Annotated in this window: 28 protein-coding genes; 14 read left to right on the forward strand and 14 right to left on the reverse strand. The window is 67.1% G+C overall.

All coding sequences use genetic code 11. The features are described 5' to 3' along the window. The first annotated feature begins 19 nt into the window (after positions 1–19). On the forward strand, positions 20–553 hold the full coding sequence (locus AC0IZS_RS03270) for a tRNA (cytidine(34)-2'-O)-methyltransferase (RefSeq protein ID WP_471634333.1): 534 nt from the start codon (positions 20–22) through the stop codon (positions 551–553). Here the strand turns inward: AC0IZS_RS03270 and AC0IZS_RS03275 are convergent. The 4 genes from AC0IZS_RS03275 to AC0IZS_RS03290 all read right to left on the reverse strand — a co-directional run bounded on the left by AC0IZS_RS03275 (position 541) and on the right by AC0IZS_RS03290 (position 3434). Then, positions 541–1482, reverse strand: coding sequence for a LysR family transcriptional regulator (locus tag AC0IZS_RS03275; protein WP_471634334.1), 942 nt, complete (start codon positions 1480–1482; stop codon positions 541–543). The two genes, AC0IZS_RS03270 and AC0IZS_RS03275, sit on opposite strands and share 13 nt — an antisense overlap. A gap of 62 nt (positions 1483–1544) precedes the next feature. Next, positions 1545–2009: a MaoC family dehydratase gene (locus AC0IZS_RS03280; RefSeq protein WP_179683588.1), complete on the reverse strand. Its 465-nt coding sequence runs from the start codon at positions 2007–2009 to the stop codon at positions 1545–1547. 60 nt (positions 2010–2069) lie between these two features. Continuing rightward, positions 2070–2687 carry a ParA family protein gene (locus AC0IZS_RS03285; RefSeq protein ID WP_179683587.1) on the reverse strand — a complete coding sequence of 206 codons (618 nt, stop codon included), beginning with the start codon at positions 2685–2687 and terminating at the stop codon, positions 2070–2072. A 108-nt stretch (positions 2688–2795) separates the two neighbouring features. Then, on the reverse strand, positions 2796–3434 hold the full coding sequence (locus tag AC0IZS_RS03290) for a LysE family transporter (protein WP_471634335.1): 639 nt from the start codon (positions 3432–3434) through the stop codon (positions 2796–2798). Positions 3435–3624: 190 nt separating this feature from the next. Here AC0IZS_RS03290 and kefC point away from each other — a divergent pair, with 190 nt between their 5' ends. The 8 genes from kefC (at position 3625) to AC0IZS_RS03330 (ending at position 11873) form a co-directional block, all read left to right on the forward strand. Further along, a complete protein-coding gene (gene kefC, locus AC0IZS_RS03295; RefSeq protein ID WP_471634336.1) occupies positions 3625–5514 on the forward strand; it encodes a glutathione-regulated potassium-efflux system protein KefC in 1890 nt (629 codons plus the stop codon). A gap of 141 nt (positions 5515–5655) precedes the next feature. Continuing rightward, on the forward strand, positions 5656–7836 hold the full coding sequence (locus tag AC0IZS_RS03300) for a TonB-dependent siderophore receptor (RefSeq protein ID WP_471634337.1): 2181 nt from the start codon (positions 5656–5658) through the stop codon (positions 7834–7836). Between the two features lie 28 nt (positions 7837–7864). Then, positions 7865–9004, forward strand: a complete 1140-nt coding sequence (locus AC0IZS_RS03305; protein ID WP_471634338.1) for a PepSY-associated TM helix domain-containing protein — start codon at positions 7865–7867, stop codon at positions 9002–9004. Further along, complete coding sequence (locus AC0IZS_RS03310) at positions 9001–9843, forward strand: hypothetical protein (RefSeq protein WP_471634339.1); 843 nt, start codon at positions 9001–9003, stop codon at positions 9841–9843. The genes AC0IZS_RS03305 and AC0IZS_RS03310 overlap by 4 nt, the downstream gene beginning before the upstream one ends. Continuing rightward, positions 9840–10196, forward strand: coding sequence for a hypothetical protein (locus AC0IZS_RS03315; protein ID WP_471634340.1), 357 nt, complete (start codon positions 9840–9842; stop codon positions 10194–10196). The genes AC0IZS_RS03310 and AC0IZS_RS03315 overlap by 4 nt, the downstream gene beginning before the upstream one ends. Positions 10197–10233: 37 nt before the next feature. Next, a complete protein-coding gene (locus AC0IZS_RS03320) occupies positions 10234–10875 on the forward strand; it encodes a trimeric intracellular cation channel family protein (protein WP_471634341.1) in 642 nt (213 codons plus the stop codon). Positions 10876–10921: 46 nt separating this feature from the next. Beyond that, positions 10922–11542, forward strand: a complete 621-nt coding sequence (locus AC0IZS_RS03325; protein WP_471634342.1) for a Pr6Pr family membrane protein — start codon at positions 10922–10924, stop codon at positions 11540–11542. 151 nt (positions 11543–11693) lie between these two features. Further along, on the forward strand, positions 11694–11873 hold the full coding sequence (locus AC0IZS_RS03330; RefSeq protein WP_471634343.1) for a hypothetical protein: 180 nt from the start codon (positions 11694–11696) through the stop codon (positions 11871–11873). Positions 11874–11876: 3 nt separating this feature from the next. Here AC0IZS_RS03330 and AC0IZS_RS03335 read toward each other — a convergent pair whose 3' ends face one another. From AC0IZS_RS03335 to AC0IZS_RS03345, 3 genes are all read right to left on the reverse strand, one after another. Then, positions 11877–12824 (reverse strand): NAD-dependent epimerase/dehydratase family protein, encoded by a 948-nt coding sequence (locus AC0IZS_RS03335; protein ID WP_471634344.1) that lies wholly within the window; start codon positions 12822–12824, stop codon positions 11877–11879. Between the two features lie 35 nt (positions 12825–12859). Further along, the gene (locus AC0IZS_RS03340; protein WP_471634345.1) at positions 12860–13555 is read right to left on the reverse strand and encodes a M24 family metallopeptidase; all 696 of its coding nucleotides are present in this window, start codon (positions 13553–13555) and stop codon (positions 12860–12862) included. Positions 13556–13798: 243 nt separating this feature from the next. Then, positions 13799–14398, reverse strand: coding sequence for a LysE family translocator (locus AC0IZS_RS03345; protein ID WP_471634346.1), 600 nt, complete (start codon positions 14396–14398; stop codon positions 13799–13801). A 113-nt stretch (positions 14399–14511) separates the two neighbouring features. On the opposite strand from AC0IZS_RS03345, the gene gcvA reads away from it, so the two are divergent. Both gcvA and AC0IZS_RS03355 read left to right on the forward strand, forming a co-directional pair. After that, positions 14512–15423 (forward strand): transcriptional regulator GcvA, encoded by a 912-nt coding sequence (gcvA, locus tag AC0IZS_RS03350; RefSeq protein ID WP_471634347.1) that lies wholly within the window; start codon positions 14512–14514, stop codon positions 15421–15423. Positions 15424–15544: 121 nt separating this feature from the next. Next, on the forward strand, positions 15545–15994 hold the full coding sequence (locus AC0IZS_RS03355) for a surface-adhesin E family protein (RefSeq protein ID WP_471634348.1): 450 nt from the start codon (positions 15545–15547) through the stop codon (positions 15992–15994). 2 nt (positions 15995–15996) lie between these two features. On the opposite strand, the gene AC0IZS_RS03360 is transcribed toward AC0IZS_RS03355, so the two are convergent. Continuing rightward, complete coding sequence (locus AC0IZS_RS03360; protein WP_471634349.1) at positions 15997–16881, reverse strand: LysR family transcriptional regulator; 885 nt, start codon at positions 16879–16881, stop codon at positions 15997–15999. Between the two features lie 124 nt (positions 16882–17005). On the opposite strand from AC0IZS_RS03360, the gene AC0IZS_RS03365 reads away from it, so the two are divergent. Further along, positions 17006–17620 carry a short chain dehydrogenase gene (locus AC0IZS_RS03365; protein ID WP_471634350.1) on the forward strand — a complete coding sequence of 205 codons (615 nt, stop codon included), beginning with the start codon at positions 17006–17008 and terminating at the stop codon, positions 17618–17620. A gap of 217 nt (positions 17621–17837) precedes the next feature. Here AC0IZS_RS03365 and AC0IZS_RS03370 read toward each other — a convergent pair whose 3' ends face one another. Further along, entirely contained in the window at positions 17838–18206 is a 369-nt protein-coding gene (locus AC0IZS_RS03370) for a pilin (RefSeq protein ID WP_471634351.1), read from the reverse strand. Next, positions 18203–19054, reverse strand: a complete 852-nt coding sequence (locus AC0IZS_RS03375; RefSeq protein ID WP_471634352.1) for an aminotransferase class I/II-fold pyridoxal phosphate-dependent enzyme — start codon at positions 19052–19054, stop codon at positions 18203–18205. The genes AC0IZS_RS03370 and AC0IZS_RS03375 overlap by 4 nt, the downstream gene beginning before the upstream one ends. A gap of 127 nt (positions 19055–19181) precedes the next feature. Between AC0IZS_RS03375 and AC0IZS_RS03380 the strand changes: the two genes are divergently transcribed. Beyond that, entirely contained in the window at positions 19182–20297 is a 1116-nt protein-coding gene (locus tag AC0IZS_RS03380) for a phospholipase D-like domain-containing protein (protein WP_471634353.1), read from the forward strand. A gap of 6 nt (positions 20298–20303) precedes the next feature. Further along, on the forward strand, positions 20304–20555 hold the full coding sequence (locus tag AC0IZS_RS03385; protein ID WP_471634354.1) for a benzoate/H(+) symporter BenE family transporter: 252 nt from the start codon (positions 20304–20306) through the stop codon (positions 20553–20555). Between the two features lie 15 nt (positions 20556–20570). Here the strand turns inward: AC0IZS_RS03385 and AC0IZS_RS03390 are convergent, their stop codons facing one another. From AC0IZS_RS03390 to pcaF, 4 genes are all read right to left on the reverse strand, one after another. Beyond that, entirely contained in the window at positions 20571–21572 is a 1002-nt protein-coding gene (locus AC0IZS_RS03390) for a Bug family tripartite tricarboxylate transporter substrate binding protein (RefSeq protein WP_471634355.1), read from the reverse strand. Positions 21573–21741: 169 nt separating this feature from the next. Further along, positions 21742–22470 (reverse strand): SDR family oxidoreductase, encoded by a 729-nt coding sequence (locus AC0IZS_RS03395; RefSeq protein ID WP_322596167.1) that lies wholly within the window; start codon positions 22468–22470, stop codon positions 21742–21744. A 104-nt stretch (positions 22471–22574) separates the two neighbouring features. Further along, positions 22575–23372: a 3-oxoadipate enol-lactonase gene (gene pcaD, locus AC0IZS_RS03400; RefSeq protein WP_471634356.1), complete on the reverse strand. Its 798-nt coding sequence runs from the start codon at positions 23370–23372 to the stop codon at positions 22575–22577. Positions 23373–23401: 29 nt separating this feature from the next. Then, positions 23402–24607 carry a 3-oxoadipyl-CoA thiolase gene (gene pcaF, locus AC0IZS_RS03405; RefSeq protein WP_471634357.1) on the reverse strand — a complete coding sequence of 402 codons (1206 nt, stop codon included), beginning with the start codon at positions 24605–24607 and terminating at the stop codon, positions 23402–23404. Positions 24608–24649 lie beyond the last annotated feature (42 nt).

Genomic DNA, 24649 nt, shown 5'->3' on the forward strand with positions numbered 1-24649 from the left:
TCGCAGCAAAATACCGCCCATGTTCCATATCGTCCTGGTCGAGCCCGAGATTCCGCCCAACACCGGCAATGTGATCCGGTTGGCGGCCAACACGGGCTGCACGCTGCACCTCATCGAGCCCCTGGGTTTTTCCATGGAAGACCGGCTCATGCGCCGTGCAGGCCTGGACTACCACGAGTACACCGCCGTGCTGCGCCATGCGGGCTGGACGGCCTTCCTGCGCGATGCCCAGCCCGACCCGGCGCGCATGTTCGCCATGACCACGCATGGCTCGCAGGACCTGTTCGACAACTGCTTTCTGCCCGGCGACTGGCTGGTGTTCGGCGCCGAGACGCGCGGCCTGCCACCCGAGCTGCGCGAGACCTTCCCGCCTGCGCAACGCCTGCGCCTGCCCATGATCGAAGGGCAGCGCAGCCTGAACCTGTCGAACGCGGTGGCGGTGTCGGTGTTCGAGGCCTGGCGGCAGAACAGCTTCGGCGCTGCCAACGCTATAGCCGCAAGCGCCCCCGCTCCCCTGGCGACGGAGCTGGCGGCGATGGTTCAGCCCGGCTGATAGCGCTGGTCGGCGATGGCCTGGGGCCCTTGCTCGGACATGAAGTCCAGGAACACCTTGGTGCGCGCCGGCAGCATGCGGCCCGAAGGCAGCGCCGCATACACCGTGTAGCGCGAGACGATCCACTCGGGCAGCACCTGCACCAGCTCGCCGCTGGCCAGTTGCTCCTCGATCAAGAGGCGCGCGGTGACCGCCACGCCCGCGCCGTCGATGGCCGCGCGCAGCAGCACGCCATTGCTGTCGGACTGCAGCACGGCAGGCGCATCCACCTCCTGCCAGTCGCCGTCGCCCACGGCCGGGTGCAGGCGCAGTTTGCGCCCGCCCCCCATCTCGGAGCGTGCGGGTGCGCCCGTGTCGCGCAGGTACTCATGCTGCAGCAGGTCCATCGGCACCTGGGGCACGCCCTTGCGCGCCAGGTACTCGGGCGACGCCACGACGATGGCCTCGCCATGCATGAGCGCGCGGGCCACGATATTGCCATCGAAATCCTCGCCCGCCACCATGATGGTCACATCGAACTCGTCGATGCGGCGCAGGGCCAGCGCATCCACGCTGATGTCCAGCATCAGTTTGGGGTAGCGCGCATGCCACAGCGCGGTCAGCGGCGCGAGGAAGTTGGTGGTGAGCACCGGCGGCGCCACGATGCGGATGGTGCCGCGCAGGTCGCGCGTGCTGGCCACGGCCTCGGCCTCTGCATCGTCGATCTCGTTGAGGATGCTGCGCACCCGCTGCAGGTAGACCTCGCCGGCATCGGTGAGCGCCACCTTGCGCGTGGTGCGCTGCAAGAGCCGCGTGCCCAGGTGCTGCTCCAGCTCGGCCACCATGCGCGTGACCACGGGGGGCGACATGTCGAGCGCGCGGGCGGCAGCGGCAAAGCCGCCCTCGTCCACCACGCGGTCGAAGACTTTCATGGCTTGCAGGCGGTCCATCGCTCAGCCCTCCTGCCAAATGTGAACGGGCTCCGGGTGACAGGGCGCCTGGCGCCCTGCCCTCAAGGCTTGGCGCCGTAGTTGCGGGCGAGCGATTCGGCCACGCAGGCGGGCTTGTCGCTGCCCTCGCGCTCCACGGTCACCAGCCAGGTCATTTGCATACCGTCCGGCGCCAGCGGTTCCGCGGCCTGCAGGGTCAGGCGTGCCCTCACGCGGCTGCCCACCGGCACCGGCGAGGTGAAGCGCACCTTGTTCAGGCCGTAGTTCACGCCCATGCGCGCACCCTCGATGGCAATACCCGACTCGAAGAAGCGCGGAATCAGCGACAGCGTGAGAAAGCCGTGCGCAATCGGCGCGCCGAAAGGCCCTGCCTTGGCACGCTCGGGGTCCACATGGATCCACTGGTGGTCGCCAGTAGCCTCGGCGAACAGGTTGACCTGTTCCTGCGTGATGGTGATCCAGTCGGTCACGGCGACCTCCTGGCCCACGCAGGCGCTGACTTCGGAGTAGGAGCGGAAGATTTTCATGGCACCAATGTAGCGCCGCTCCCAGGCCGGCCTTGTCGGCCGGGTGACAGGTGTTTTCCCTCATGAATCGAGCCATGCGCAGATGCCCTGCCACTGCTCCAGGTCGCGCGCCACGCGGCCCGGCGCCACGTCGAACAGCGTGAGCCCGTGCGCCGCCAGGTGGATGTAGTTCTGCGTGTCGCGCAGGTAGCCCAGCACCGGAAACCCGAGGTTGTCCACGAACTGGTGCAGTTGGTCGGCCGCGCGCGTGCGCGCATCCACCCGCATGCCCACGATGCCCACCTGCACCCCTTCGGAGCGCTTGTGCTCGGCCAACTGGTCAAGAAATTCGCGCGTGGCGAAGATGTCGAACACACTGGGCTGCAGCGGCACGATGATCTTGTCGGCCACCTTGAGCACGTCGTTCAGGCGCCAGCCGTGCAGGCCGGCCGAGGTGTCGAGCACCGCATGCGTCGTGCCCTTGGGCGGCTTGGTGATCAGATCGGAGTTGACGTCCCACACGCCGATGGGCCGCGCTGCGGGCGGGCGCAGGCCCAGCCACAGGCGCGCGGATTGCTGGCGGTCGGTATCGCCCAACAGCACGGGGTGCCCCTGGCTGGCAAAGTAGCCCGCCACATTGGTCGACAGCGTGGACTTGCCCACGCCCCCCTTCGGGTTGGCAACGACGATCACTGGCATCACGAAACTCCTTGCGTTGGGTCTGGCAATGAAATCGGCTGGAAAGAAGTGCGCACCGGGGTGCGGCTTTGCGCGATGCTACCCAATTGATAGCATTGCGCAAGCCAGTCATGCATGGGAGCCGCCGCGCTTGACGAAGAAGAGCCCCGCGCCCACCGCCATCAGCAGCCCGCCGAACACCCGATTCTGCATGCGCAGGGCGCGGGCGCTGCGCATCAGGCGGCGCATGGCGCTGGCGCCGGCGGCGTAGCCGTGCATCACGGTCACGTCCACGGCCACCGTGGTGGCGGCCATCACCAAGAGCTGCGTCCACAGCGGGCGCGTGTCGGTCATGAACTGGGGCAGCACGGCCACCATGAAGATGATGCCCTTGGGGTTGGTGGCATTGGTCAGGAAGCCCGTGAGGCAGCGCTTTTGCCAGGTGCCCGCGGGCACCTCTTCGTCGCCCTGCAGCGGCGAGGCCTCGCCCGCGCGCCACTGGCAAAAGCCCACCCAGATCAGATAGCAGGCGCCCAGCACCTTGACCACGCTGAAGGCCAGCTCGGACGCCAGCAGCAGCGAGCCCACGCCCGCCCCCGCCACCAGCAGGATGAGCAGCAGCCCAAGCTGCAGGCCCAGGATGGTGGCGCCGGTCTTGCGCACGCCGAACGACAGGCCGTGGCTCATGGACAGCACCGCGCCCGAGCCGGGGGACACCGCGATCAGGCACGAGGCCGCGAAAAAAGCCAACCAAGTCTGGAAATCCATGGAGCAAGCACCACACAAAAAGCAAGGGCGCGTATCTTATCAATGCGGACGCCCCCCATGGCTTGCGGGCCTATTGCGCTACCAAAACAGGAGCATTCCGACGGGATGGGCAGATCATCCGCAAGCGATGCCAGAATGGACGGCGAGGCTGCAGCAAATCGCCAACCACAACAAGCCGCCCGACCCGCCCATGGAACACGCACCCACCTGGCTCACCTACGGTTTTCTGTACCTCACGGCGGCCGTGCTCGCCGTGCCCATTGCCCAGGCCCTGGGCCTGGGCGCCATCATCGGCTACCTGGCCGCAGGCATCGCCATCGGGCCCTGGGGCCTGGCCCTGGTGAGCAATGTGCAGGACATCCTGCACTTCGCCGAGTTCGGCGTGGTGCTGATGCTGTTTCTCGTCGGGCTGGAGCTGCAGCCCAGCCGGCTGTGGGCGCTGCGCCGCCCCATCTTCGGCATGGGCACGGCCCAGGTGCTGGGCTGCGCGGCCGTGCTCTTTGCGCTGGCCAGCCTGGTGGGCCTGCCCTGGCGCGTGGGCCTGGTGGGGGCGCTGGGGCTGGCGCTGTCGTCCACCGCCATCGCCCTGCAGACCCTGGCCGAGCGCAACCTGATGCGCACTGCCAGCGGGCAGGCAGGCTTTTCCATTTTGCTGTTCCAGGACGTGGCGGCCATCCCCATCCTGGCGCTGCTGCCGCTGCTGGGCGCCGCGGCGGGTGCCGACGCCGCCAGCCACTCGCCGGGCGAGGTGGCATTCGAAGTGGCCAAGATCGTCGGCGTGATCGCCGCCATCATCCTCGGCGGCCGCCTGCTGCTGCGGCCCGTGCTGCGCTGGATCGCCAAGAGCCGCACACCCGAGGTCTTCACCGCCGCCGCGCTGCTGCTGGTGGTGGGCATTGCCATGCTGATGGTGATGGTCGGGCTGTCGATGGCCCTCGGCGCCTTTCTGGCCGGCGTGCTGCTGGCCGACAGCGAGTACCGGCGCGAGCTGGAGGCCGACATCGAGCCCTTCAAGGGCCTGCTGCTGGGCCTGTTCTTCATTGCCGTGGGCATGAGCATCGATTTTGGCGTGCTCATGCGCTCGCCCTGGCTCATGGCCGGCATCCTCTTCGGCTTTCTGGCCTGCAAGGCGGTGGTGATCTATGCGCTGGCGCGTGCGGTGGGCATCCCCTACCAGGAGCGCCCCGTGTTCACGCTGCTGCTGGCCCAGGGCGGCGAGTTCGCCTTTGTGGTGTTCCAGGCCGCCGCCGGCGCCCAGGTGTTCCCCGCCGAAACGGCCTCGCTGCTGATCGGCGCGGTGGCGCTGTCGATGCTGGCCAGCCCCTTGCTGCTGGTGGTGCTGGACCGCGTGCTGCTGCGCCGCTACGCCAATCTCAAGGCGCCCGCAGCCGATGAGATCTCGGAACCCCAGGACGCCCCCGTGGTGATCGCCGGCTTCGGCCGCTACGGCCAGATCGTGGCGCGCGTGATGCTGATGCAGGGCATCCGCACCACCGTGCTCGACCACAGCGTGGAGATGCTGGAGGTGGCGCGCACCTTCGGCTACCGCGTGCATTACGGAGACGCCACCCGGCTCGACCTGCTGCGCATCGCCGGTGCCGGCCAGGCACGCATTCTGGTCATCGCCGTGGACGACCCCGAGCAGTCCGTCAAGATCGCCGTGCTGGCGCGCAAGCACTTCCCGCACCTCACCGTGGTGGCCCGCGCGCGCGACCTCACCCACTGGAACAATCTGCGCGACGAGGGCGTGACCCTGGTGCAGCGCGAGCTGTTCGAGTCGAGCATGCACAGCGCCCGCACCGTGCTCGAACTCATGGGCCTGCCGCCCGACCAGGCCACAGAGATGACCCGGCGCTTCAGGGAGCACAACATCGCCCTGTCCGACCGCATGTACCCGCACCACCGCGACCGCGCCAAGATGATCGCCGTGGCGCGCGAGGGACGCAATCAGCTGGCGGAGCAGATGGCAAGGGAAAGGCAGGAGGCTGCGGCGGCAGGTGACGACGGGGGTTATCCGGGGTATGGGGCGGTGGGGGGTGAGCACCCTGCCAGTGGGACAGCCGGCACCGACAAGGACTGAAGAGAACGGCAGATCGACTTTACCAATCTTCGCAAACAAGATTCATTCGCATTACAATTCGTACTTTCCCGCAAGCCAAGTGTCCCGTCAGGATGCGCGCCAGCGCCCGCTGCTTCCATCCTCCTGTCCCGGACCCTTTCCATGCCCACCCTGTCCCAACGCGCAGCGCTGCGCCTGCGCGCGAGCGCCGCACCACGCCCTGCCCTCTCGCCAGCCCGATCCCCTGCCCGCACCGCCGGCCTGTTCGCCCTGACACCGCTGGCCCTGTGCCTGGCGCAGTCCGCCTTTGCGCAGACCGCCTCCGACGCCACCACCGCCCCGCAGCTGCAGGAGGTGCGCATCAACGCCAGCACCGAGAAGGACATGGGCTTTGCGCCCGTGGAGGCCCAGACGGCCGGCAAGGCGCCGATGCGCCGGCTCGAAACACCGCAGTCCGTCAGCGTGGTCACGCGCGAGCAGATGGAGTCGCGCCAGATCACCAATGTGCAGCAGGCGCTGCAGACGGTGGCTGGGGTGAGCCCTGTCAACTTCGGGCGCCGGGGTTTTGACGACCTCAACATCCGCGGCTTTCGCTCCACCGAATCCATTTTGGTCGACGGCCTGGTGCAGAGCCCCGGCATGTGGGCCAAGCTGCAGCCCTATGGCTACGAGCGCTTCGAGGTGCTCAAGGGCTCGGCCTCGGTGCTGTATGGCCAGGTGCAGCCGGGCGGCATCGTCAACGCGGTGAGCAAGCGGCCGCGCAAGGAGCCGCTGAACGAGGTGGGTGTGGAGGTGGGCAGCTTTGGCCAGCGCACGCTGCAGGCCGACGTGAACCGGCCGCTGTCCGAGTCAGGCAAGACGGCGCTGCGCATCAACGCCCAGGTGTCCAACGCCGACGACCCGACGCAGTTCGTCTACCGCAAGGACCGCTGGTTTGCACCGTCCCTCTCCATCGACCTGGGTGCGCAGACCGACCTGGTGCTGTTCGCCACCTACAGCCGCAGCGAGTGGATGCGCCAGCAGGGCATCACGCCCTATGGCACGCTGCTGCCCAACCGCAACGGCACACTGTCCCGCACGCTGTTCACCGGCGAGCCCGCGTTTGGCGTGTACGACGTGGAGAGCACCACGCTGGGCTACGCGCTGGAGCACCAGGTCTCGCCCGCGATGAGCTTCCGCCAGAACGTGCGCTACGAGACCGAGAAGGGCACGGGCAATTTTGTCTCGAACCAGGCGCTGCAGGCCAACCAGCGGCTGCAGAACCGCAGCGCCTCGCGCCAGACCATGGACTACGACCTGCTGGCCACCGACACCTCGCTGCTCACGCGCTTCGAGGCGCTGGGCGCAAAGCACCAGTTGGTGACGGGCCTGGACGTGCGCAGCGGCCACAGCCTGCTGGCCAGCCGCACCTGCTCCATTGCCGCGCTCGACCTGTTCGCGCCGGCCTACGGCGTGCAGGCCAACTGCCCTGCGGCGCTGACCAGCGATGCGCCCGGCAAGCTCACCGTGGCGGGCCTGTATGCGCAGGACCAGATCAAGTTCGGCCAGGGCTGGACGGCGCTGGTAGGCCTGCGCCGCGACTGGTCCACCAACGACATCGACAACCGCGTCACGCGCGTGCAGACGCAGCAAAAGGACAGCGCCACCACGCTGTCGGCCGGCCTGGTGTACGAGTTCACGCCCGGCTGGGCCGCGTATGGCAGCTACGGCGAGTCCTTCCTGCCGACCTCAGGCCTGGCGTTCAACGGCACGCCCTTCGTGCCCGAGACCGGCAAGCAGTGGGAGGCAGGCCTGAAGTACGAAGCCCCGGGTGGCCAGCTCACGGGTGCGCTGGCGATCTTCGACCTGGTGCGCGAGAACGTGACCACCGCCGACCCGGTGAACACCGGCTTCAGCGTGCAGACCGGCCAGCAGCGTGCGCGCGGCCTTGAGGTGGAGCTGGGCGCCGACCTCAAGAACGGCTGGAAGCTGACCAGCGCCTACACCTATACGCAGACCAAGGTCACGCGCGACAACAACGCGGCCATCGTGGGCCTGCCGCTCAACCTCACGCCGCGCCACACGCTCACGGGCTGGGCCACCTACAAGCTGCCGCAGTACCAGCGCGTTACGCTGGGCCTGGGCGGGCGCTATGTGAGCGAGCAGATCGGCTCGTACCCGTTCACACTGCCCTCGTACGTGGTGGCCGATGCCTCCATCAGCTACGCGGGCGAGAACTACCGCCTGACAGCCGGCGTGAAGAACCTGTTCAACAAGGCGTATTACGACGGCGCGATCAACGCCAACGTGGTCTCGCCCGCGCTGCCGCGCAACTTCAGCCTGGGGCTGACGTACTTCTTCTGACCTGGCCTTGGCACTGCCAGCCACCACCATGACCAGCCAGCGCACGCTCAACCGCCTGTTCGTCCTGCACTCCTGGGCGGGCATCGTCACGGGCCTGTTGATGTTCATCGTCTGCTTCTCGGGCGCGGTGGTCGTGTTCAAGAACGAGATCGACCTGTGGGCCAACCCCTCGCTGGCGGGGCTGCCGCGCACCGAGCCGCCCGCGCCGCTGGCCACCGTGCTGGCGCAGTTGCAGGCACGCTACCCGGGCGCCACGGTGGAGACCATTGCCCTGCCCGACGCCACCAACCCCAGCTACTTCGCCTACGTGCGCGAGCGCGGCGCCCCCGTTAGCCAGCGCACCAAGGTGGCCCTGCGCTCGGACACGGGCGCCGTGGTGGGCCCGGTGGACAGCCAGCTCGGCCAGTACCTGCGCATGCTGCACGTGTTCTTGTTCTTCGGGCCGCGCTGGATCGTGGGCTTTCTCGGCGCGGCCATGCTGGTGCTGATCGGCACGGGCATCGTCATCCACCGCAAGATTTTGGCCGAGCTGTTCACCCAGCGCTGGGGCCGCAGCTTTCGCGTGGTGATGTCGGACCTGCACAAGTCCGCCGGCATCTGGGGGCTGGGCTTTCACATCCTGATCGCGGCCACGGGTGCCTGGCTGGGGCTGGCGCCGCTGTTCGAGCAGGGATACCAATACGTGAGCGCGGGCGCGCCTGCCGCCAGTGCCGCGCGCAAGCCGCCCGCCGCCGAACCTGCCCCCATGCAGTCCCTCGACACCCTGTACCGCAGCGCGCAGCAGGCCGTGCCGGGGCTGGAGGCACGCTATGTATCGCTGCGCCGCTGGGGCACCAGCGCGGCCGAGGCCAGCTTCACCGGCGCCCTGGCCGGCCACCTGGCCAGCACGGCGCGGGTGGACATGAACGCCGCCACGGGTGAGCCCAAGAAGGCGCTGGACCCGCGCACGGCCGGCTTCTGGTCGCTGGTCAACGGGCTCATGGAGCCGCTGCACTTTGGCGACTTTGGCGGGCTGGCATTGAAGTGGCTGTATTTCATCTTGGGCATGACGCCAGCCTTCTTGTCGATATCGGGCACGCTGATCTGGCTGGACTCGCGCCAGCAGCGGCGGCGTGAATCTCAACCGGCAGGGCAGCAGGCCGGCGGGCCGCCAGGGCTGCAGGCATGACGAAACAGGCCGCAGCCCCTTGCGCCTCCTTCGTGGTGCGCTGCTTCCTCGCGCTGCACGCCACCGTGCCCGCTGCCGTGCTGGTGGCCGTGCTCGTGCACCTGTGGCCACCCGCCGGCCTGCCGCCGCTGGCGCAGCGGCCGGTGTGGGCCGTGTGGACGCTGATCGCCACTTGGCTCATCACCTCGCTGCTCGCGGCCTGGGCGCTGCGCCACCTGGCGCTGTGGCGCGTGTCACTGGGCGCGGCCGGCGTGCTGCTGGGATTGGCGGGCGTGGCGGGCCTGGTGCTGGGTGCGCCGCTGCAGTGGCCCATGCTGGCCAGCCTGGTGGCGCTGGGCGCCGTGCTGTCGGGCCTGGCCGCCTTCATTGGCCCGGCGCGGGTGCAGGCCAACCGCCGCCGCGACAGCAGTGGTGGCCATGCACCGCGCCGCACCACGCGCTGGCGTTGGCGCTGGCCCCCCACGCAGACCCTCTCGTTCTGGCTGGCGGGTCTGCTGGCCATCGAGTCGTTTCGCATCGCCCACATCGTCGCGGCAGAGCCCGGGCGCACGGCCGGCATGCTGGGCCTGCTGGTGGCCTTCTTCCTGGTGCTGCCGGCGGCCACGCTGCAGGCCTGGTGGCCGCGCGCCGCCGCGCTGCTGGCAGCGCTGGCCGCAGCGGCCCTGGCGGGGCTGGCCTGGCGCTCGGACACGGCGCAATGGGCCACCACGGCAGTGTGGGCCGCGGCCGCAGCCCTGTGCCTGGCCATGGGGGTTGCGGTGCTGCACCGCCAATGGAAGCACCGCGCAGCATCGGTGCCCGCCACCCAACCCACGCAGCACGCGGAGCCGGCAGCATGAACGACACCCTCGCCCTGGCCTGCGCGGCCGCCGCCTGCCTGCTGGCCCTGGTGCACTGGGCCCAAGCCACCGCCACCCGGGCCTGGGGCGACGCCCTCGCGGGCGCGCAACCGCAGCACAAGGCCTGGGGCCTGGCGCTGGCCACGCTGGCGCTGCAGTGCGCTGCCTCCACCGTGGCCGCCGGCCTGGCCGCAGGCATCGCCATCGCGATCGCCTCGTGGATGGTGCTGGGCTGGGGCCTGGTGCTGGCCATGAACCAGTGGCCCGAAGGCAGCCTGCGCTGGGCACGCCGCATCGGTGCCCTGGGCTGGGCCGGCTGCGTACTGGGCCTGCTGGTGCACGCACTGGCGTAACTCCCCGGACCGGGCAGCGCGCGGCACAATCGCGCCCATGGACCTGCTCGACGCCCCCTGGATTCAAACGCTGCGCTTTTTTCTCGAAGTCGCGGCCACCATCGCCTTCGCGCTGTCGGGCATCATTGCCGCGGCGCGCAAGCGCATGGACGTGGTGGGCGTGTGCGTGGTGGCCTTTGTCGCGGCGTTCGGCGGCGGCACGCTGCGCGACCTGCTGCTGGACCAGCGGCCCTTCTTCTGGATACGCCACACCGGCTTCATCTGGGGGCTGCTGGCGCTGTGCGTGTGCGCCATGCTGTTCATGCGCCAGCGCCACTTCCAGCCCACCGAGCGCGCCATGCTGTTGCCCGACGCCATCGGCCTGGGCCTGTTCGCCGCCGTGGGGGTGGACATCGCCACCGCCATCGGCATGCCGCCCATCATCGCGGTGATGATGGGCGTGACCACCGGCGTCTTCGGCGGCGTGCTGCGCGACGTACTGTGCAACGAGGTGCCCCAGGCCTTCAGCGACCACCGGCCGTATGCCCTGTGCGCCTTTGCCGGCGGCTGGATCGACGTGGCCCTGCGCCAGATGGATGCGCCGGGCTGGGCGCCGCTGCTGGCCTGCGTGGTAGCCACGGCCGGGCTGCGCGGCCTGGCGCTGTGGCGCAATTGGGAGCTGCCGGCGTGGCGGGTGTGATGCTCCAGCCACGCGACAGCTTCATCGCCATCAACGACGATCCCAAATGACCCCAGCGCCCCTCACCGCCGGTCTCCGCCTGGCCTTCGCCCTGCTCGCACTCGCCGCCATCGGCTGGCAACTGTGGCTGCATGTGGGGCTGGGCTACAACGCGCTCAACTTCTTCAGCTACTTTACCAACCTGTCGAACCTGCTGGCCGCTGGCGTCTTGATCGCGGGTGCATGCCGCCAATGGACACACGCGCGGCCCTCGGCCGCTTTTGAATCGCTGCGCGCAGTGACCGCCACCTGCATGCTGGTGGTCGGCGTCGTGTTCGCGCTGCTGCTGCGCGACGTGGATCTGGGCGCGTTGAGGCCTTGGGTGAACTCGGTGCTGCACCATGTGATGCCCGTCGTGGTGGTGCTTGACTGGCTGCTGTGGCCGCCGCGCTTGGCCGTAGGCGTACGGCCGTTGCGATGGGTAGTGGCGTGCGCGAGCTTGTACCTCGCGTATTCGATGGTGCGCGGCGCTGCCGTTGGTTGGTATCCCTACCCCTTCCTGAATCCGGCGAAGGTGGGCGGGTACGGCGGGGTGGCGGTGTATGCAGTTGGAATCGCGGTCGTCGTCGTGGCCGCAGGGTGGGCGCTGCTGGCCTGGGCCAGCCGGCGTGCGCGGGTGGCAACCTAGCCAGTGTGCTGCCCCACAAACAAGGGGTGCCAAAACCGCGCCTTTCACACCATGGCTGCGTTGCAAATCCTCGCGATAACGCTGGAGCAACCATCGCTGCACGGGCGCAGAGTTGGTTCGGTGGACAACCAGACTTTCGCTATCCAAAAAAATGCACGCTGCCCTCGCAGAGATTCGCCCGATGGCTGCGCAGGCTTGCGCACCGGCGGTGGGCATTGAGCGCCAACTGCTGTGGTGCCGCGATTTCGTGCGCAACAACGAGTGGCGCGCCGATGAATTGCTGCCGCATCGCTGGAAGTCAATCGCCCCATACGATCTCGCCTGTCTCTAATGACTACGCGCCAGGTGCGTAAAGGCGCCTCAAGTCTACTTCTCTTTGCGATGGCTCCACGGTGAAGTGGGAGGAAGAGGCAATCCAATCGAATGCTGCCTGCAGGCCCTTCACAAGCGGCGTCTGAGGTCGCTCGCTCCAGGTACCCAGTTTCTGCGTCGACAAGATCAAGTGGGCCTTGCGGAAGGGAAAATACTCCCGTGCCGGGATGGTGGAGTCCGGGACGTGAACGACATGGCTCTGGCGACCGGCGATCTGCCCAAGAAGTGCGATGTACTGATTGAAGGAAACGTAGGTTGGTGATGCCAGGTTGTAGATTCCAGGAGCCACGGCACACCGTGGGTCCAGGAACCCGACGATGGCGCGCGTCAAATCGTCAATGCCCACGAACTGAATGAGCGTTTCCCCGTCACCAGGAACAAAAATCGGGTCCTGCGCCAGCTGTCTGGCCCACACGAAGCGCTCCCGGTCCAGGTTGTTCCCGGGGCCATAGATGAACGGCGGCCGAACCACGAATTGGCGAGGGATCGAGGATTCGGAGAGCACTGTCTCGGCCGCTGCCTTGTCGCGGCCATACGTTCCCCAGATGCCATCCCCGTGGGCAGGCGATGCCTCAGAAAACGGGAGTGGCGCGGTGGACCGCTGATAGACCGCGGCAGAGCTGAGCAACACATAGGTGGTGGGCATCGCCTGCAGCCCGGCAAGGAGCGCACGGCAATCCTCCGGGCCGTAGCAAGAAGCGTCGATAACTGCATCAAAAGTGTGTCCACGCAAGCGCGATGCCAGCTGGTGCGCATCCCGCCTGTCACAGGCGATGTGATGTGCAGCACCCCAGTCGGCCTGAACCAACCCACGCGTTACCGCCGTGACGTCGAAGCCACGTGCGATCAATCGCTGCAGCAATGCGCGGCCGACAAACACCGACCCTCCCAGGAGCAGTACCTTCTGCATAGATAGAGACTTTGCGGTTGGAGTTGACTAGGGCCTCAGAGGGCGGCGATCTTCCCGTCGGCCCCGAAGAAATAAATGTCCTCATGCTTGAAGCCCCATTGGCCGCCCAGTTCACGGATGTGAGGTTCAAACGTGAACAGCTTTGCATCGCCGAGCCGTGCGCTGTTACCCGCCTCGATGAATCGACGATCTATTCGAGAGGATTCGATACTGTGTCCAACGTTGCCTGAGAAGTCCAGATTTTCGAAGCCAAGATCGGCGATCTCCGCGTTCGCAAAGTCGAACAGGTGCTCGAAGCTTGTTTCCCTCGTTGCGAAAGAGATCACTCGCTGATGCAGTTGTCGCTCGGCGTCCAACCCCCGTTTGAACTCAGGCAATGTGGGCATGTTCGTGTGCCGACCGTTTTCGACAACAAAGCTGCGAGCGCAGTCTCCCCAGACCCCATTTAACGACGGACTTAAGTCGACGGTGACAAGATTGGTGGCGCCGACAGGCTCGCTTTCAGGCACATAGTTCGCCCCTGACACGGACAAGCAACTCCTGGAGCCTACAAGAACGAACGCCGGGCAGTCGTAGTACCAAGTGGCTGTTATGCCAAGGCTTTCCATCATCGAAGTCGCACGCGCGGCGATCGTCCTCTCGCTATCGTCGGGAGTGATGGTCTGGCTCAGGTCTGCGAGCACCCGTCTGGCAATGGCTTGGACTTCGCGATGGTGTCTGATCGTCGGCATGAGCGCTTCCAGGGAAAGTGGAGAAACATCGCCGAAAAGCGTCGAACACCCGCTGGTGGCCGATTGTCAAATCTAGCCTACACGCCGACAGGCTGCGGTCAAAGCAAGAATTTGTCCATCATGAAAGGCAGGCATCTGGAACCATCGGGGGCAGGGCTTGATGGGGGCTGCAGGTTGACTGCGGCTAGTGTCCTGTCACTCCATATCGGTGCATCGAATGGCAGGCCCTGCCGGCCGCGCCCCTCACGACACCGCCATCACCCCCGCCACCACCAGCATGCACGCCCCGAACGCCAACCCCTGCAGCCGGATGGCACGCGGGCTTTGCGCGCGGCTGAAGAGCACCTGCCCGCCATAGATCCACACGAAGTGGCAGGCCAGGCCCAGCACGACGAAGACCACGGCCATCTGCAGCACCTGGGCCGCCAGCGGCAGGCCGGGCGAGAGGAACTGCGAGAACATCACCAGGATCATCGAGTGCACCTTGGGGTTGAGCGACAGCGAGACGAAGCCGTCGACGAAACCCAGCGGCCGCAGGTCCTGCCGCTCGCTGGCGCCCGCGCTGCGAAAGAAGCACCAGGCCAGGTACACGATGTAGACCGTGCCGCCCCACTTGAGCGCAGTGTAGGCGGCCGGGTTGCGCGCAAAGACCTCGCTGAGCCCGAAGCCATAGACCAGGCACCACACCAGGTTGCCGGCCTCGAAACCCATCCAGAACGGCACCGTGCGCCGCAGCCCGAACTGCCCGCCCGATGCGGCGAGCACGGTGTTGCCGGGCCCGGGGCTGACGATCATGGGCACGGCAAAGGCAAGGATCAGGAGCCAGGTGGACAGGGCGATCATGGGCAGCGCTTCCAATACAAGAACGATGGGAGAAAGCGCCGATTACAACGGCCGCGCGCACTGTTGCCAAACGATGTAATCTCATACTCTCGATGAGAAATTTTGATTGAACCATGGCCCGCCGCCTGCCCCCGCTGAATGCCCTGCGCGCCTTCGAGGCCGCGGCGCGCCACCACAGCTTCACGCGTGCGGCGGACGAGTTGCACGTGACCCAGGCAGCCATCAGCCACCAGGTGCGGCAGCTCGAAGAGTGGCTGGGGCTCAAGCTGTTTGAGCGCCAGGGCCACACGCTCACCCGCACCGCGGCCGGCAAGGCCTATGCGCCCGAGCTCAGCCGCCTGCTCGACGCCCTGGCCAGCGCCACCGAGCGCGTGGCCGGCAACGACCACAGCCTGGTGGGGCCGCTGCGCATCACCGCCCTGCCCTCGTTCGTGGCCCGGTGGCTGGTGCCGCGGCTGGCAGGCTTTCGGGCGCTGCACCCGGGCATCGACCTGCACATCACCAGCGAGGTGGCGGTGCACGACTTTGCGCGCGATGGCTTCGACCTGGCCATCCGCCTGGGCCTGGGGCGCTGGCCCGGGCTGCAGGCCGACTTGGTCTCGCGCGAGCGCCTGTCGCCCGTGTGCAGCCCTGCCCTGCAGGCGCAGGCACCGCTGGCCACCGTGGCCGACCTGCAGGAGCACACGCTGCTGCACGACCAGCCGGGCGACCTGTGGCCGCGCTGGCTGGCCATGGCCGGCGCCACCCGCGGCGAGGCCGACGCCATCGTGCGCGCAGGCCCGGGGTTCAGCGATTCGGCCCTGGTGCTGCAGGCCGCCGCCGAGGGCCACGGCGTGGCACTGGGCCGCATGTTCCTGGCCTCGGCCGACATCACGGCGGGGCGGCTGGTCAAGCCCTTTGCCCTGGACCTGCCCAATGACTACAGCTACTGGCTGGCCTACCCCCTGGGGGCGGCCGGGCAGCCGCGCCTGGCGGCCTTCAGGGACTGGGTGCTGGCAGAAACGTCGGCCTGGCGCATCACCTGAACAGGTGGGCACGCCACGGCCCGGCATGCGCCTTGTTGTAACAAATAGAAACGGGGCATCGGCCTCAGTGATAATGATTTTCCGATTGTCCCCCCGTCCCAAGACACCCCCAAAGCCTCCCATGCTCTGCGCCGTTGTTCTATGTATCGCAGCCCTGGCTGGGGGCCAGCAACCACCAGCGCAACCGCAGCAGCGGCCCGTTTCCTCGGACGGCTGGTTCACGCTGAGCGGTGACCGCGCCGAGGCGGGCAAGAACCTGATCGAGATCCTCCCCGAGCCCATCGGGGTGGACCAGCGCGTGGTGCTTGACCTGCGCGTATCGCGCGACCAGCAACGCACCTCGTTCCGGGGCCAGAAGTACCGCTCGTACTACGCCAAGGTCGTGGTCGACTGCCCATCGCGCAAGGCCTGGTACCTGTGGCTCTCGTACTACGCGCAGCCCGAGTGGGCCGGCCCCATCGTCGGCCGCGAGGAGTACAAGGAGGGCGAGGCGCCGGTGCTGTTCAAGGACATGTCCAGCGAGTGGTCGCGGCGCATGATTTCGGCGGCTTGCAAGGTGCGCAATCTGTAGAGTTACCCCATCGCCCGCACCACAAACTCGATAAAGCGCGCCAGCTTGGGCAACTGCCGCCGGTCCGGCGCATAGACGAGATGCACCGGGCGCGCTGCCGGCACGCAGCGGGTGAGCACCGGCACCAGCCGCCCCTCGCGGATCTCCTCGGCCAGCAGCACTTCGGGCTGCATGATGAGGCCCAGGCCGCGCAGCGCCGCCTGGCGCAGCCCGTCACCCTGGTTGCAGGTGAAGCGCGCCAGCTCGGGCCACTGGAAGGCCTTGCCGCCGTCGTCATACAGCGTCCACTCCACGCGCCGCTGCCAGACCGAATGGCTCAGGCACTGGTGCTGGGCCAGGTCGGCCACGCGGTCGGGGCGGCCATGGCGTGCCAGGTAGCCGGGCGTGGCGGCGATCACCATGCGGTAGGGTTGGAGCGGCCGGGCCACCAGGCCCTCGTCGGCAATGGCACCGATGCGCACGGCCGCGTCGAAGCCCTCGCCCGCCATGTCGACCACGCTGTCGGTCAGCTGCAGCTCCACGCGCACTTGCGGGTGGGCGAGCAGAAAATCGGCCACGAGCGGCGCGATCACCTGGTTGCCAAGCGTGAAGGGTGCGCTCACACGCAGCAGGCCCTGGGGCACGGCGCGGTTGCGCTCCACGGCCGACTCGGCCCAGCGCACCTGTTCGAGCACACGCCGGCAATCTTCGTAGAACGCGGCGCCCACCTCGGTCAGGCTGTTCTGGCGCGTGCTGCGCTGAAACAGGCGCGCGCCCAGGTGCTCCTCCAGCTGGCGGATGTGCTTGCCCACCATCACGGCCGAAATGCCCTGCTGGCGCGCGGCGGCGGCAAAGCTGCCGGCCTCGACCACGGCCACCATGACCTCCATGTTGCGCAGCTTGTCCATGGTGATTGCGAACCCCAGGTTAGTTCAAGAAGAACTTCACTGTACTTTATGCACTGATTGATTCACAAAACAATCCAGGCTTCTTCAACGCATTCGGGCACAACCCGGAAAAAAGGAACAAGCCATGTCCACCACCAGCAAAATTCTTCTCATCGGCGCCAGCGGCACCATCGGCCAGGCCGTTCTGGCCAATCTTTCGGCACGCCACGAGGTCATCACCGTGGGCCGCACCAGCGGCACGCACCGTGCGGACTTCTCGCAGCCAGGATCGGTGGCGGCCTTGTTCAAGGCGGTTGGCAAGGTGGATGCCATCGTCAGCACCGCCGGCAACCTGCACTTCGGCCCGCTGGCCGAGATGACGCCCGAGCAGTTCAACCTGGGCCTGCAGGACAAGCTGCTGGGCCAGGTGCAGCTGGCGCTGCTGGGCCAGCACTGCCTGAACGATCGCGGCTCGATCACGCTGACCAGCGGCATCGTGGGCATCGAGCCCATCCGCAACGGGGCCAACGCCACGGCGGTGAACGCCGCCATCGATGGCTTCGTGGCGGCTGCCGCCATCGAGCTGGCGCGCGGCCTGCGCATCAACGCCGTGAGCCCCACCATCCTGACCGAATCGGTGGGCAGCTACGGCCCCTTCTTCCCGGGCTTCGAAACCGTGCCCGCCGCGCGTGCGGCCCTGGCCTACCAGCGCAGCGTGGAAGGCGGGCAGACCGGGCGGGTGTACCGGGTGGGCGGCTGAGGCCGGCGGTACCGGGGCGCAGGTATCCGCGTCTGCACGGCTGCCTGCGCCGGCGTTCTCATGAAAACATCGCGGCCTGAGCGCTGAGGCCGGCGAGAGTGCACGACTCTCTAAACTTTGAAAATTGCCAGATCTTCTGGCTCTATCGGTCAATCGTCCATATCCGTATCCATAGTCACAGCGTGATCCGCTGCACGTAAACCAAAGCAAGATCGAATCACTCCGCGCGGCAATTGCGTGGTATCGCCCTCTCAGGCGCGGCATAACATTGCCATCGCGCCATGCCGCCATCCACATTGGGCACTAACACCAGCAACTGCCCCAGAGAGCCAGTCACAGAGATCGTTCCATTCCGGACAGACACCTTTTGGGCCTTGAAACTGTCACCCGCAGTGACGCTGTCATCAAACCTGCCGGTCTTTCTGAAAGAGTCTTCCAACTGCCGCTGCAGGCTCTGCGCGCTGAACATCAAGTTCTCCAACTCGGCTTTCTCTCTGTAATCCGAATACTGGGCATAGACAAACAGACAGGCCACCAGCCCAGCCAAGCTGACAAAAAAACCAGTAGCAGCGCTTGCTATTTTCATGATTGGTTCCATTCTGACTGGACGCACACATCGCCTATTGTTGCGCCCTCGCCGCCAGCGTCCCGCCCGCCTTCCGCGCACGCTTCATGCAGCCAGCCCTCACCAGTTGCCCCAGCAGCCGCACCGCCGGCTCCAGCTCGCGGGGCCAGGGACGGGCGATGTTCAGACGCAGGTAGTGGGCGTATTTGGTGGCGGTGGAAACAGCACGCCGGGCGTGAAGGCGATGCCCTGGGCCACGGCCAAGCGCAGCAAGGCCAGGGCGTCCACGGCGGCTGGCAGCTCCAGCCACAGCCACCAGCCGCCAGCCGCCAGCCGCCTGCGGGACTGTGCACCCGCGTGCAGGCCGGGAAGTGGCGCTGAACGGCCTCGGCCGCGCGCGGGGTGGTCTGGGCCATGCGCTCGCGCAGCTTGCGCAGGTGCGGCTGCAGGCCGCCGGTGCGCAAAAACTCGGCCAGCACGGCCTGCTCCAGCCAGGGAGCGGCCAGCGAGGTGCTGAGCTTGAGCGACTCCATGCGCGCGTGCCAGCGCCCGCCCGATGCCCAGCCCAGGCGGAACGCGGGCGCCAGGCTCTTGCTGGCGCGGCCGCAGTAGATCGCGCGGCCATGGCGGTCCCAGGCCTTCACGGGCTGGGGGCGGTGGGGCGTGTGCGAGAGGTTGCCGAACACGTCGTCCTCAATCAGCGCCAGGTCGTGCTGCTCCACCAGGCGCAGCAAGCGGCGCTTGTTGCGCTCGGGCATGGTGTGGCCCAGCGGGTTCTGAAAGTTGGGCTTGACGACCACGGCGCGCCTGCCGCTCTCGGTGCGCAGCAGGCGCTGGGCGATGCGGGCCAGAGTTGCAGTAGGCTGCATGGATCAGGGACATTAAAAAGCGGAGGAACAATTGGGAAGCAAAGTTCAATTGGTGCTCAATGGTGACCAAAACGGGCACGCAGACGCTCTTCTCGCATCGATTAGGCGAGCACGTCACCTGGACTGTATGGTGGCGTTTGCGAAGGGTTCGGCGCTCAAGCTAATGCTTAAGGCAATGGAGGAATCCCTTGGGAGCGGCATGACAGCTAGATTTGCCATTGGGCTAAGTTTTCATCTCACTGAACCGACTTTGCTACGAACTCTTTTCAGGCTTTCCAAGATTCATCACTTGGCGCTATATCTGAGTGACACGGAGAAAACGTTCCATCCCAAGGTCTACGCATTTGCGGACTCGGGTCGATCGACGGTCTTCGTGGGATCGGCCAACTTGACGGCCGGAGGCCTTTCCAAGAACTACGAGGCTTCAGTTCGTGTTGACGATGCAGATGGAGCGCTCTTCGCCGAGGTGGCGGCGCTTTTTGATGAATTGATTGAAGACGGAGTCGTCGTACCTGCGACTAAAGAGAAAATCGATGGCTATGCCCGAGAGTTTGCCGTCCAGAGGGCTTGGCGCGACATGGCAAAAAGACGCGCCGACAAGATCAATCGCGAAGCGGCTCCAGATCTGAGCGTGCTAGCCTACAAGTTGGAGGAGATGAAGCGAGACACATCCGAAAACGGCTTCGCTACGCATCGGGCCAATCGAGCTCAGCACGTTGCCGAGGCGAAAGTGCTCATTCAGGAACTAGCCGCCTTGCAAAGCCCTGCCGCGACCACCTTTCTTCCTTTGTACGAAGGCCTATATCACCGATTCCACTCAGGTGGCCTACATAGACAGAAGTCGAGGATGGCAGCGCAGGCATCACGCTTTGTGGCGGCCTTAGCAGACATCCTAAAGCACAGCAAGCCGCCGCCGCCAGCAGAGGCCTTCGAGATACTTCGGCAACATTTCCTCGGCATCAAAGGCGCCGGAGTGAATCTGTTAACCGAAGTTTTGCATGCGATCGACAACAAGCGATATGCGGTCATGAACCAGAATGCTGTGGAGGGCCTTGCGACTGCTGGGTCAGCCGGCTACCCACTTCACCCTGCCAAGACCGGCGTTGATGGCGAGCTATATGCCCGCTTCTGCGAGGAAGCCCTGACTGTTCAGCGACAGCTTGGCTTGGCCAACTTCTCGGAACTAGATGCCTTGTTCAACCACATCTATTGGCAGGAAGACGAGGATGAAGGGGATGCTTAGCCGTAGATGTTAGATCGGTACAGTGGCCAACTAATAGCCTATAAATTTTTCCTCGGTAGGAGCCTGGCGCTGCTGGGCGCCATCCAGAACGGGCTGGCCGGCGCGCTGGCCGAGCCCAGCGCGCGCGAGGCGGCGCTCGTCACCTTCGTGGTCACCGCGTCCAACGCCAGCCTGCTGGGCCTGGGCTCGGCCTGCTGGGGGCTGGTGCTGGGGCTGCTGACCTGGTGGGCATTGCGTCCCCGGGCCGTGGCAGCCTGAGCCCCCAGGCGTCTATCAATCGAGGCTAGCGCCCGACTCCTGAACGACCTTGCCCCACTTCACACTCTCCGTCTTGATGAAGGCGGCGAACTGCTCGGGCGTTTCGCTGTACGTCTCGGCGCCTTGCTCGTTGATCTTCTTCTTCACCTCGGCCTGGTTGAGCACTTTGACCAACGCGGTGTTGAGCTTGGCCAGCACCGGTGCGGGCGTGCCGGTGGGCGCGAACATGCCGAACCACGAGGTCGCCTCGTAGCCGGGCACGCCGGCTTCGGCGATGGTGGGCACGTTGGGCAGCTCGGGCGAGCGCTTGGCGGTGGTCACGGCAATGGGCACGAGCTTGCCCGAGCGCACGTGCTGGATGGCCGAGGGCATGTTGTCGAACATGATGCCGATCTGGTTGCCCAGCAGGTCGGTCACAGCCGGTGCGCTGCCCTTGTAGGGCACGTGGACCATGTCCACCTTGGCCAGCGACTTGAACAGCTCGCCCGACAGGTGGATGGAGCTGCCGTTGCCCGACGAGCCGAAGTTGAGCTTGCCGGGGTTGGCCTTGGCGTAGGCAATGAGTTCCTTCACGCTCTTGTAGGGCTGGGCCGGGTTGGCCACCAGCAGGTTGGGCACGTTGGCCACGCGCGTGAGGGGCGCGAAGTCCTTGACCGGGTCGAAGGGCATCTTCTTGTACAGGCTGGCGTTGATGGCGTGCGTGCCCACCGTGCCCATGAACAGGGTGTAGCCGTCGGCCGGGGCCTTGGCGGCCAGGGCGCCGCCAATGTTGCCGCCCGCGCCTGCGCGGTTGTCCACGACGACCGGCTGGCCCAGTTCGGTCGTCAGGGCCTGGCCGATGATGCGCGCCAGAATGTCGGTGGTGCCGCCCGCCGCAAACGGCACGACGATGGTCACGGGCTTGCTGGGGTAGGCGGCCTGTGCCAGGGCGCCGGCAGGGATCGCAGCGCCGACAGCGACGGTGGCCAATGCAGCCAGCAGGGTGCGGCGGGTGGAGGGAAAGCGGATGGGGTTCATGTGTCTCCTAGAACAACGGTTGCATGGAAAAGGGATAGAGGGATGGCGGCTTCACAAAGCACGCCCTGCAGATTTGCATTCAGCCGGATAACTAGGCGGGGAGCCGCAGACAGTGCTGTTGCACGGCAAGACTCCCCAACGACGTTAGCCGGTTGAAGGCAAATCTGCGTCAGACGCCGGCGACGCCGACGGTCATGCCGCCACAGACATAGAGGACTTGCCCGGTCACAAAGCCGCTGCGCGCATCGAGCAGGTAGGACACGGCGTGCGCCACGTCGTCCGGCGTGCCCACGCGCTTGACGGGCACGGATTCGATGATGGCGCGCGTGCGCGGCGCGTCGGGCGGGTTGGCGCGGTCGAACAGCTCGGTGCGGATGGGGCCGGGGCCGATGGCATTGGCCGTGACGCCGTGGCGGCCCAGCTCCAGCGCCCACACGCGCGTCATGCCGATCAGGCCGGCCTTGGTGGCCGAGTACGCAGTGCGCAGCTCCTTGCCCAGCGCGGCGCGCGAAGACATGTTGACGATGCGCCCGAACCCTGCCTCCTTCATGCCGGGCAGCAAGGCCTGCATGCACTGCAGGCTGCAGCGCAGGTTCAGCGCCACGGCCAGGTCGAACTCGTCCAGCGTCTGGTGCTCGGCATCGGCCGGCACCACCACGCCCACGTTGTTCACCAGCCGCGTGATGGGACCGCCGGCCAGCGCCTGCTGCAGCGCGCGCGCCGTGTCGGCCGTGTTGGACAGGTCGGCCTGGATACCGCCGGGCACATGGTCGACCACGCGGTCGATGACCACGGGCTCGTAGCCATCGGCCCGGCAGCGCTCGGCCGTGGCCGCGCCGATGCCGGCACCACCGCCGGTGATGAGGACGCGCTCGCGCTGGGTGCTGGGGTGGGTCATGGGGATGCTTCCTTCACAGATTCAAGGGGTGGCCAGGGTTGCGCCCAGCCAGCGGGCGCCACGCGCGCCATTCGGCGCGGTGGCGGGGCAGCGTGTTCCGGTGCTCAGGCCACGAAGGCGGCCAGTGCGGCGTGGAACTCGGCCGGGGCTTCCAGGTTGGACAGGTGCGATGCCGGCAGCTGCACCAGCTGCGCGCCGGCGATCGCGGCCTGCATGGCCTGGGCGTCGGCCACCGTGGTCACGGGGTCGGCCGCACCGGCGATGAGCAGGGTGGGCACGGCGATGCGGGCAATGCTGCTGCGCAGGTCGCTGGTGGCGAGGGCCTCGCAGCAGGCGGCATAGCCCTCGGGGGCGATGCCGGCGATCCAGCCCTGGGCGCGGGCCACCACCTCGGGCTGCGCGGCGACAAAGGCTTCGCTGAACCAGCGGCCGGGCGACGATGCGGCCAGCTCGGCCATGGCGGCGGCGCCCTTCTCGCGCACCAGGGCGGCGCGGGTGCGCCAGCCGTCTTCGGTGCCGATCTTGGCCGCGCTGTTGGCCACCACCAGGTGGTTCAGCCGGTGGCCGGCGTGCACGCCCAGCCACAGGCCGGTGAAGCCGCCCATGGAGATGCCGCAGAAGCTGGCGCGCTCGACCTGCAGCGCGTCGAGCAAGGCCAGCACATCGCCGCCCAGTTGCTCGAAGCTGTAGGGGCCTTGCGGCACCACGCTGCCGCCGTGGCCGCGCGTGTCGCAGCGCACCACGCGGTGGCGGGTGGCCAGGCGCGCGGCCTGTGCGTCCCACATCTCCAGGGTGGTGCCCAGGGAGTTGGAGAGCACCAGCACGGGTGCGCCCTCGGGGCCGTCGATGGCGACGCGGAACGCCCCCGCAGGGGTCTGCAGCAAGGTGGTGGGCGTGGGCACGGCCTGGGCTCCTGTGGGCAAGCTGCGGGTCAGACGCGTTCGAGGATGATGGCGATGCCCTGGCCCACGCCGATGCACATGGTGCACAGCGCGTACTGGCCGGCATGCTCGTGCAGGCGGTTGACGGCGGTGGTGACCAGGCGCGCACCGCTGGCCCCCAGCGGGTGGCCCAGGGCAATGGCGCCGCCCCAGGCGTTGACACGCGCATCGTCGTCCTTCAAACCCAGGGCGCGCAGCACGGCCAGGCCCTGTGCGGCAAAGGCTTCGTTGAGCTCGATCACGTCCATGTGGTCGATGGTCAGGCCGGTCTGCGCCAGCACCTTCAAGGTGGCGGGCGTGGGGCCGAAGCCCATGATGCGCGGCGCCACGCCGGCCGTGGCCATGCCGACCACGCGGGCACGGGGCTTCAAGCCATACTTGCCGGCGCTGGCTTCGTCGGCCAGCAGCAGGGCGCAGGCGCCGTCGTTCACGCCGCTGGCGTTGCCGGCCGTCACGCTGCCGTCAGGCCGCACCACGCCCTTGAGCTTGGCCAGCGCTTCCAGGCTGGTTTCGCGCGGGTGCTCGTCGGTATCGACCACGATGGCGTCGCCCTTTTTCTGGGGAATGGTCACGGGCGTGATCTCGCGCGCCAGGTGGCCGGCCTTCTGTGCGGCCACGGCATTGAGCTGGCTGGCCAGGGCCATGCGGTCCTGCGCCTCGCGCTCGATGCCGAACTCTACGGCCACGTTTTCGGCCGTCTCGGGCATCGAATCCACGCCGTACTTTTCCTTCATCAGCTTGTTGATGAAGCGCCAGCCGATGGTGGTGTCGTACACCGCGTTGTTGCGGCTGAAGGCCGTCTCGGCCTTGGGGCTAACGAAGGGGGCACGGCTCATGCTTTCCACACCGCCGGCAATCATCAGGCCGGCCTCGCCGGCCTTGATGGCGCGCGCGGCCGAGCCAACGGCGTCCAGGCCCGATCCGCACAGGCGGTTGATGGTGGCGCCGGGCACCTCGATGGGCAGGCCCGCCAGCAGGCTGGACATGTGGGCCACGTTGCGGTTGTCTTCGCCGGCCTGGTTGGCGCAGCCGTAGAGCACGTCGGTCACCGCCGCCCAGTCCACACCAGGGTTGCGCGCCATCAGCGCCTTGAGGGGGATAGCGCCCAGGTCATCGGTGCGCACGCTGGACAGCGCGCCGCCGTAGCGCCCGAAGGGGGTGCGGATGGCGTCGCAGATGAAGGCTTGCTGGCTCATGGTTCTTGTCTCCTGAGGATGGTTGTGATGAAAGCGGTGATG

This window comes from Acidovorax sp. AC410, from assembly GCF_979253235.1.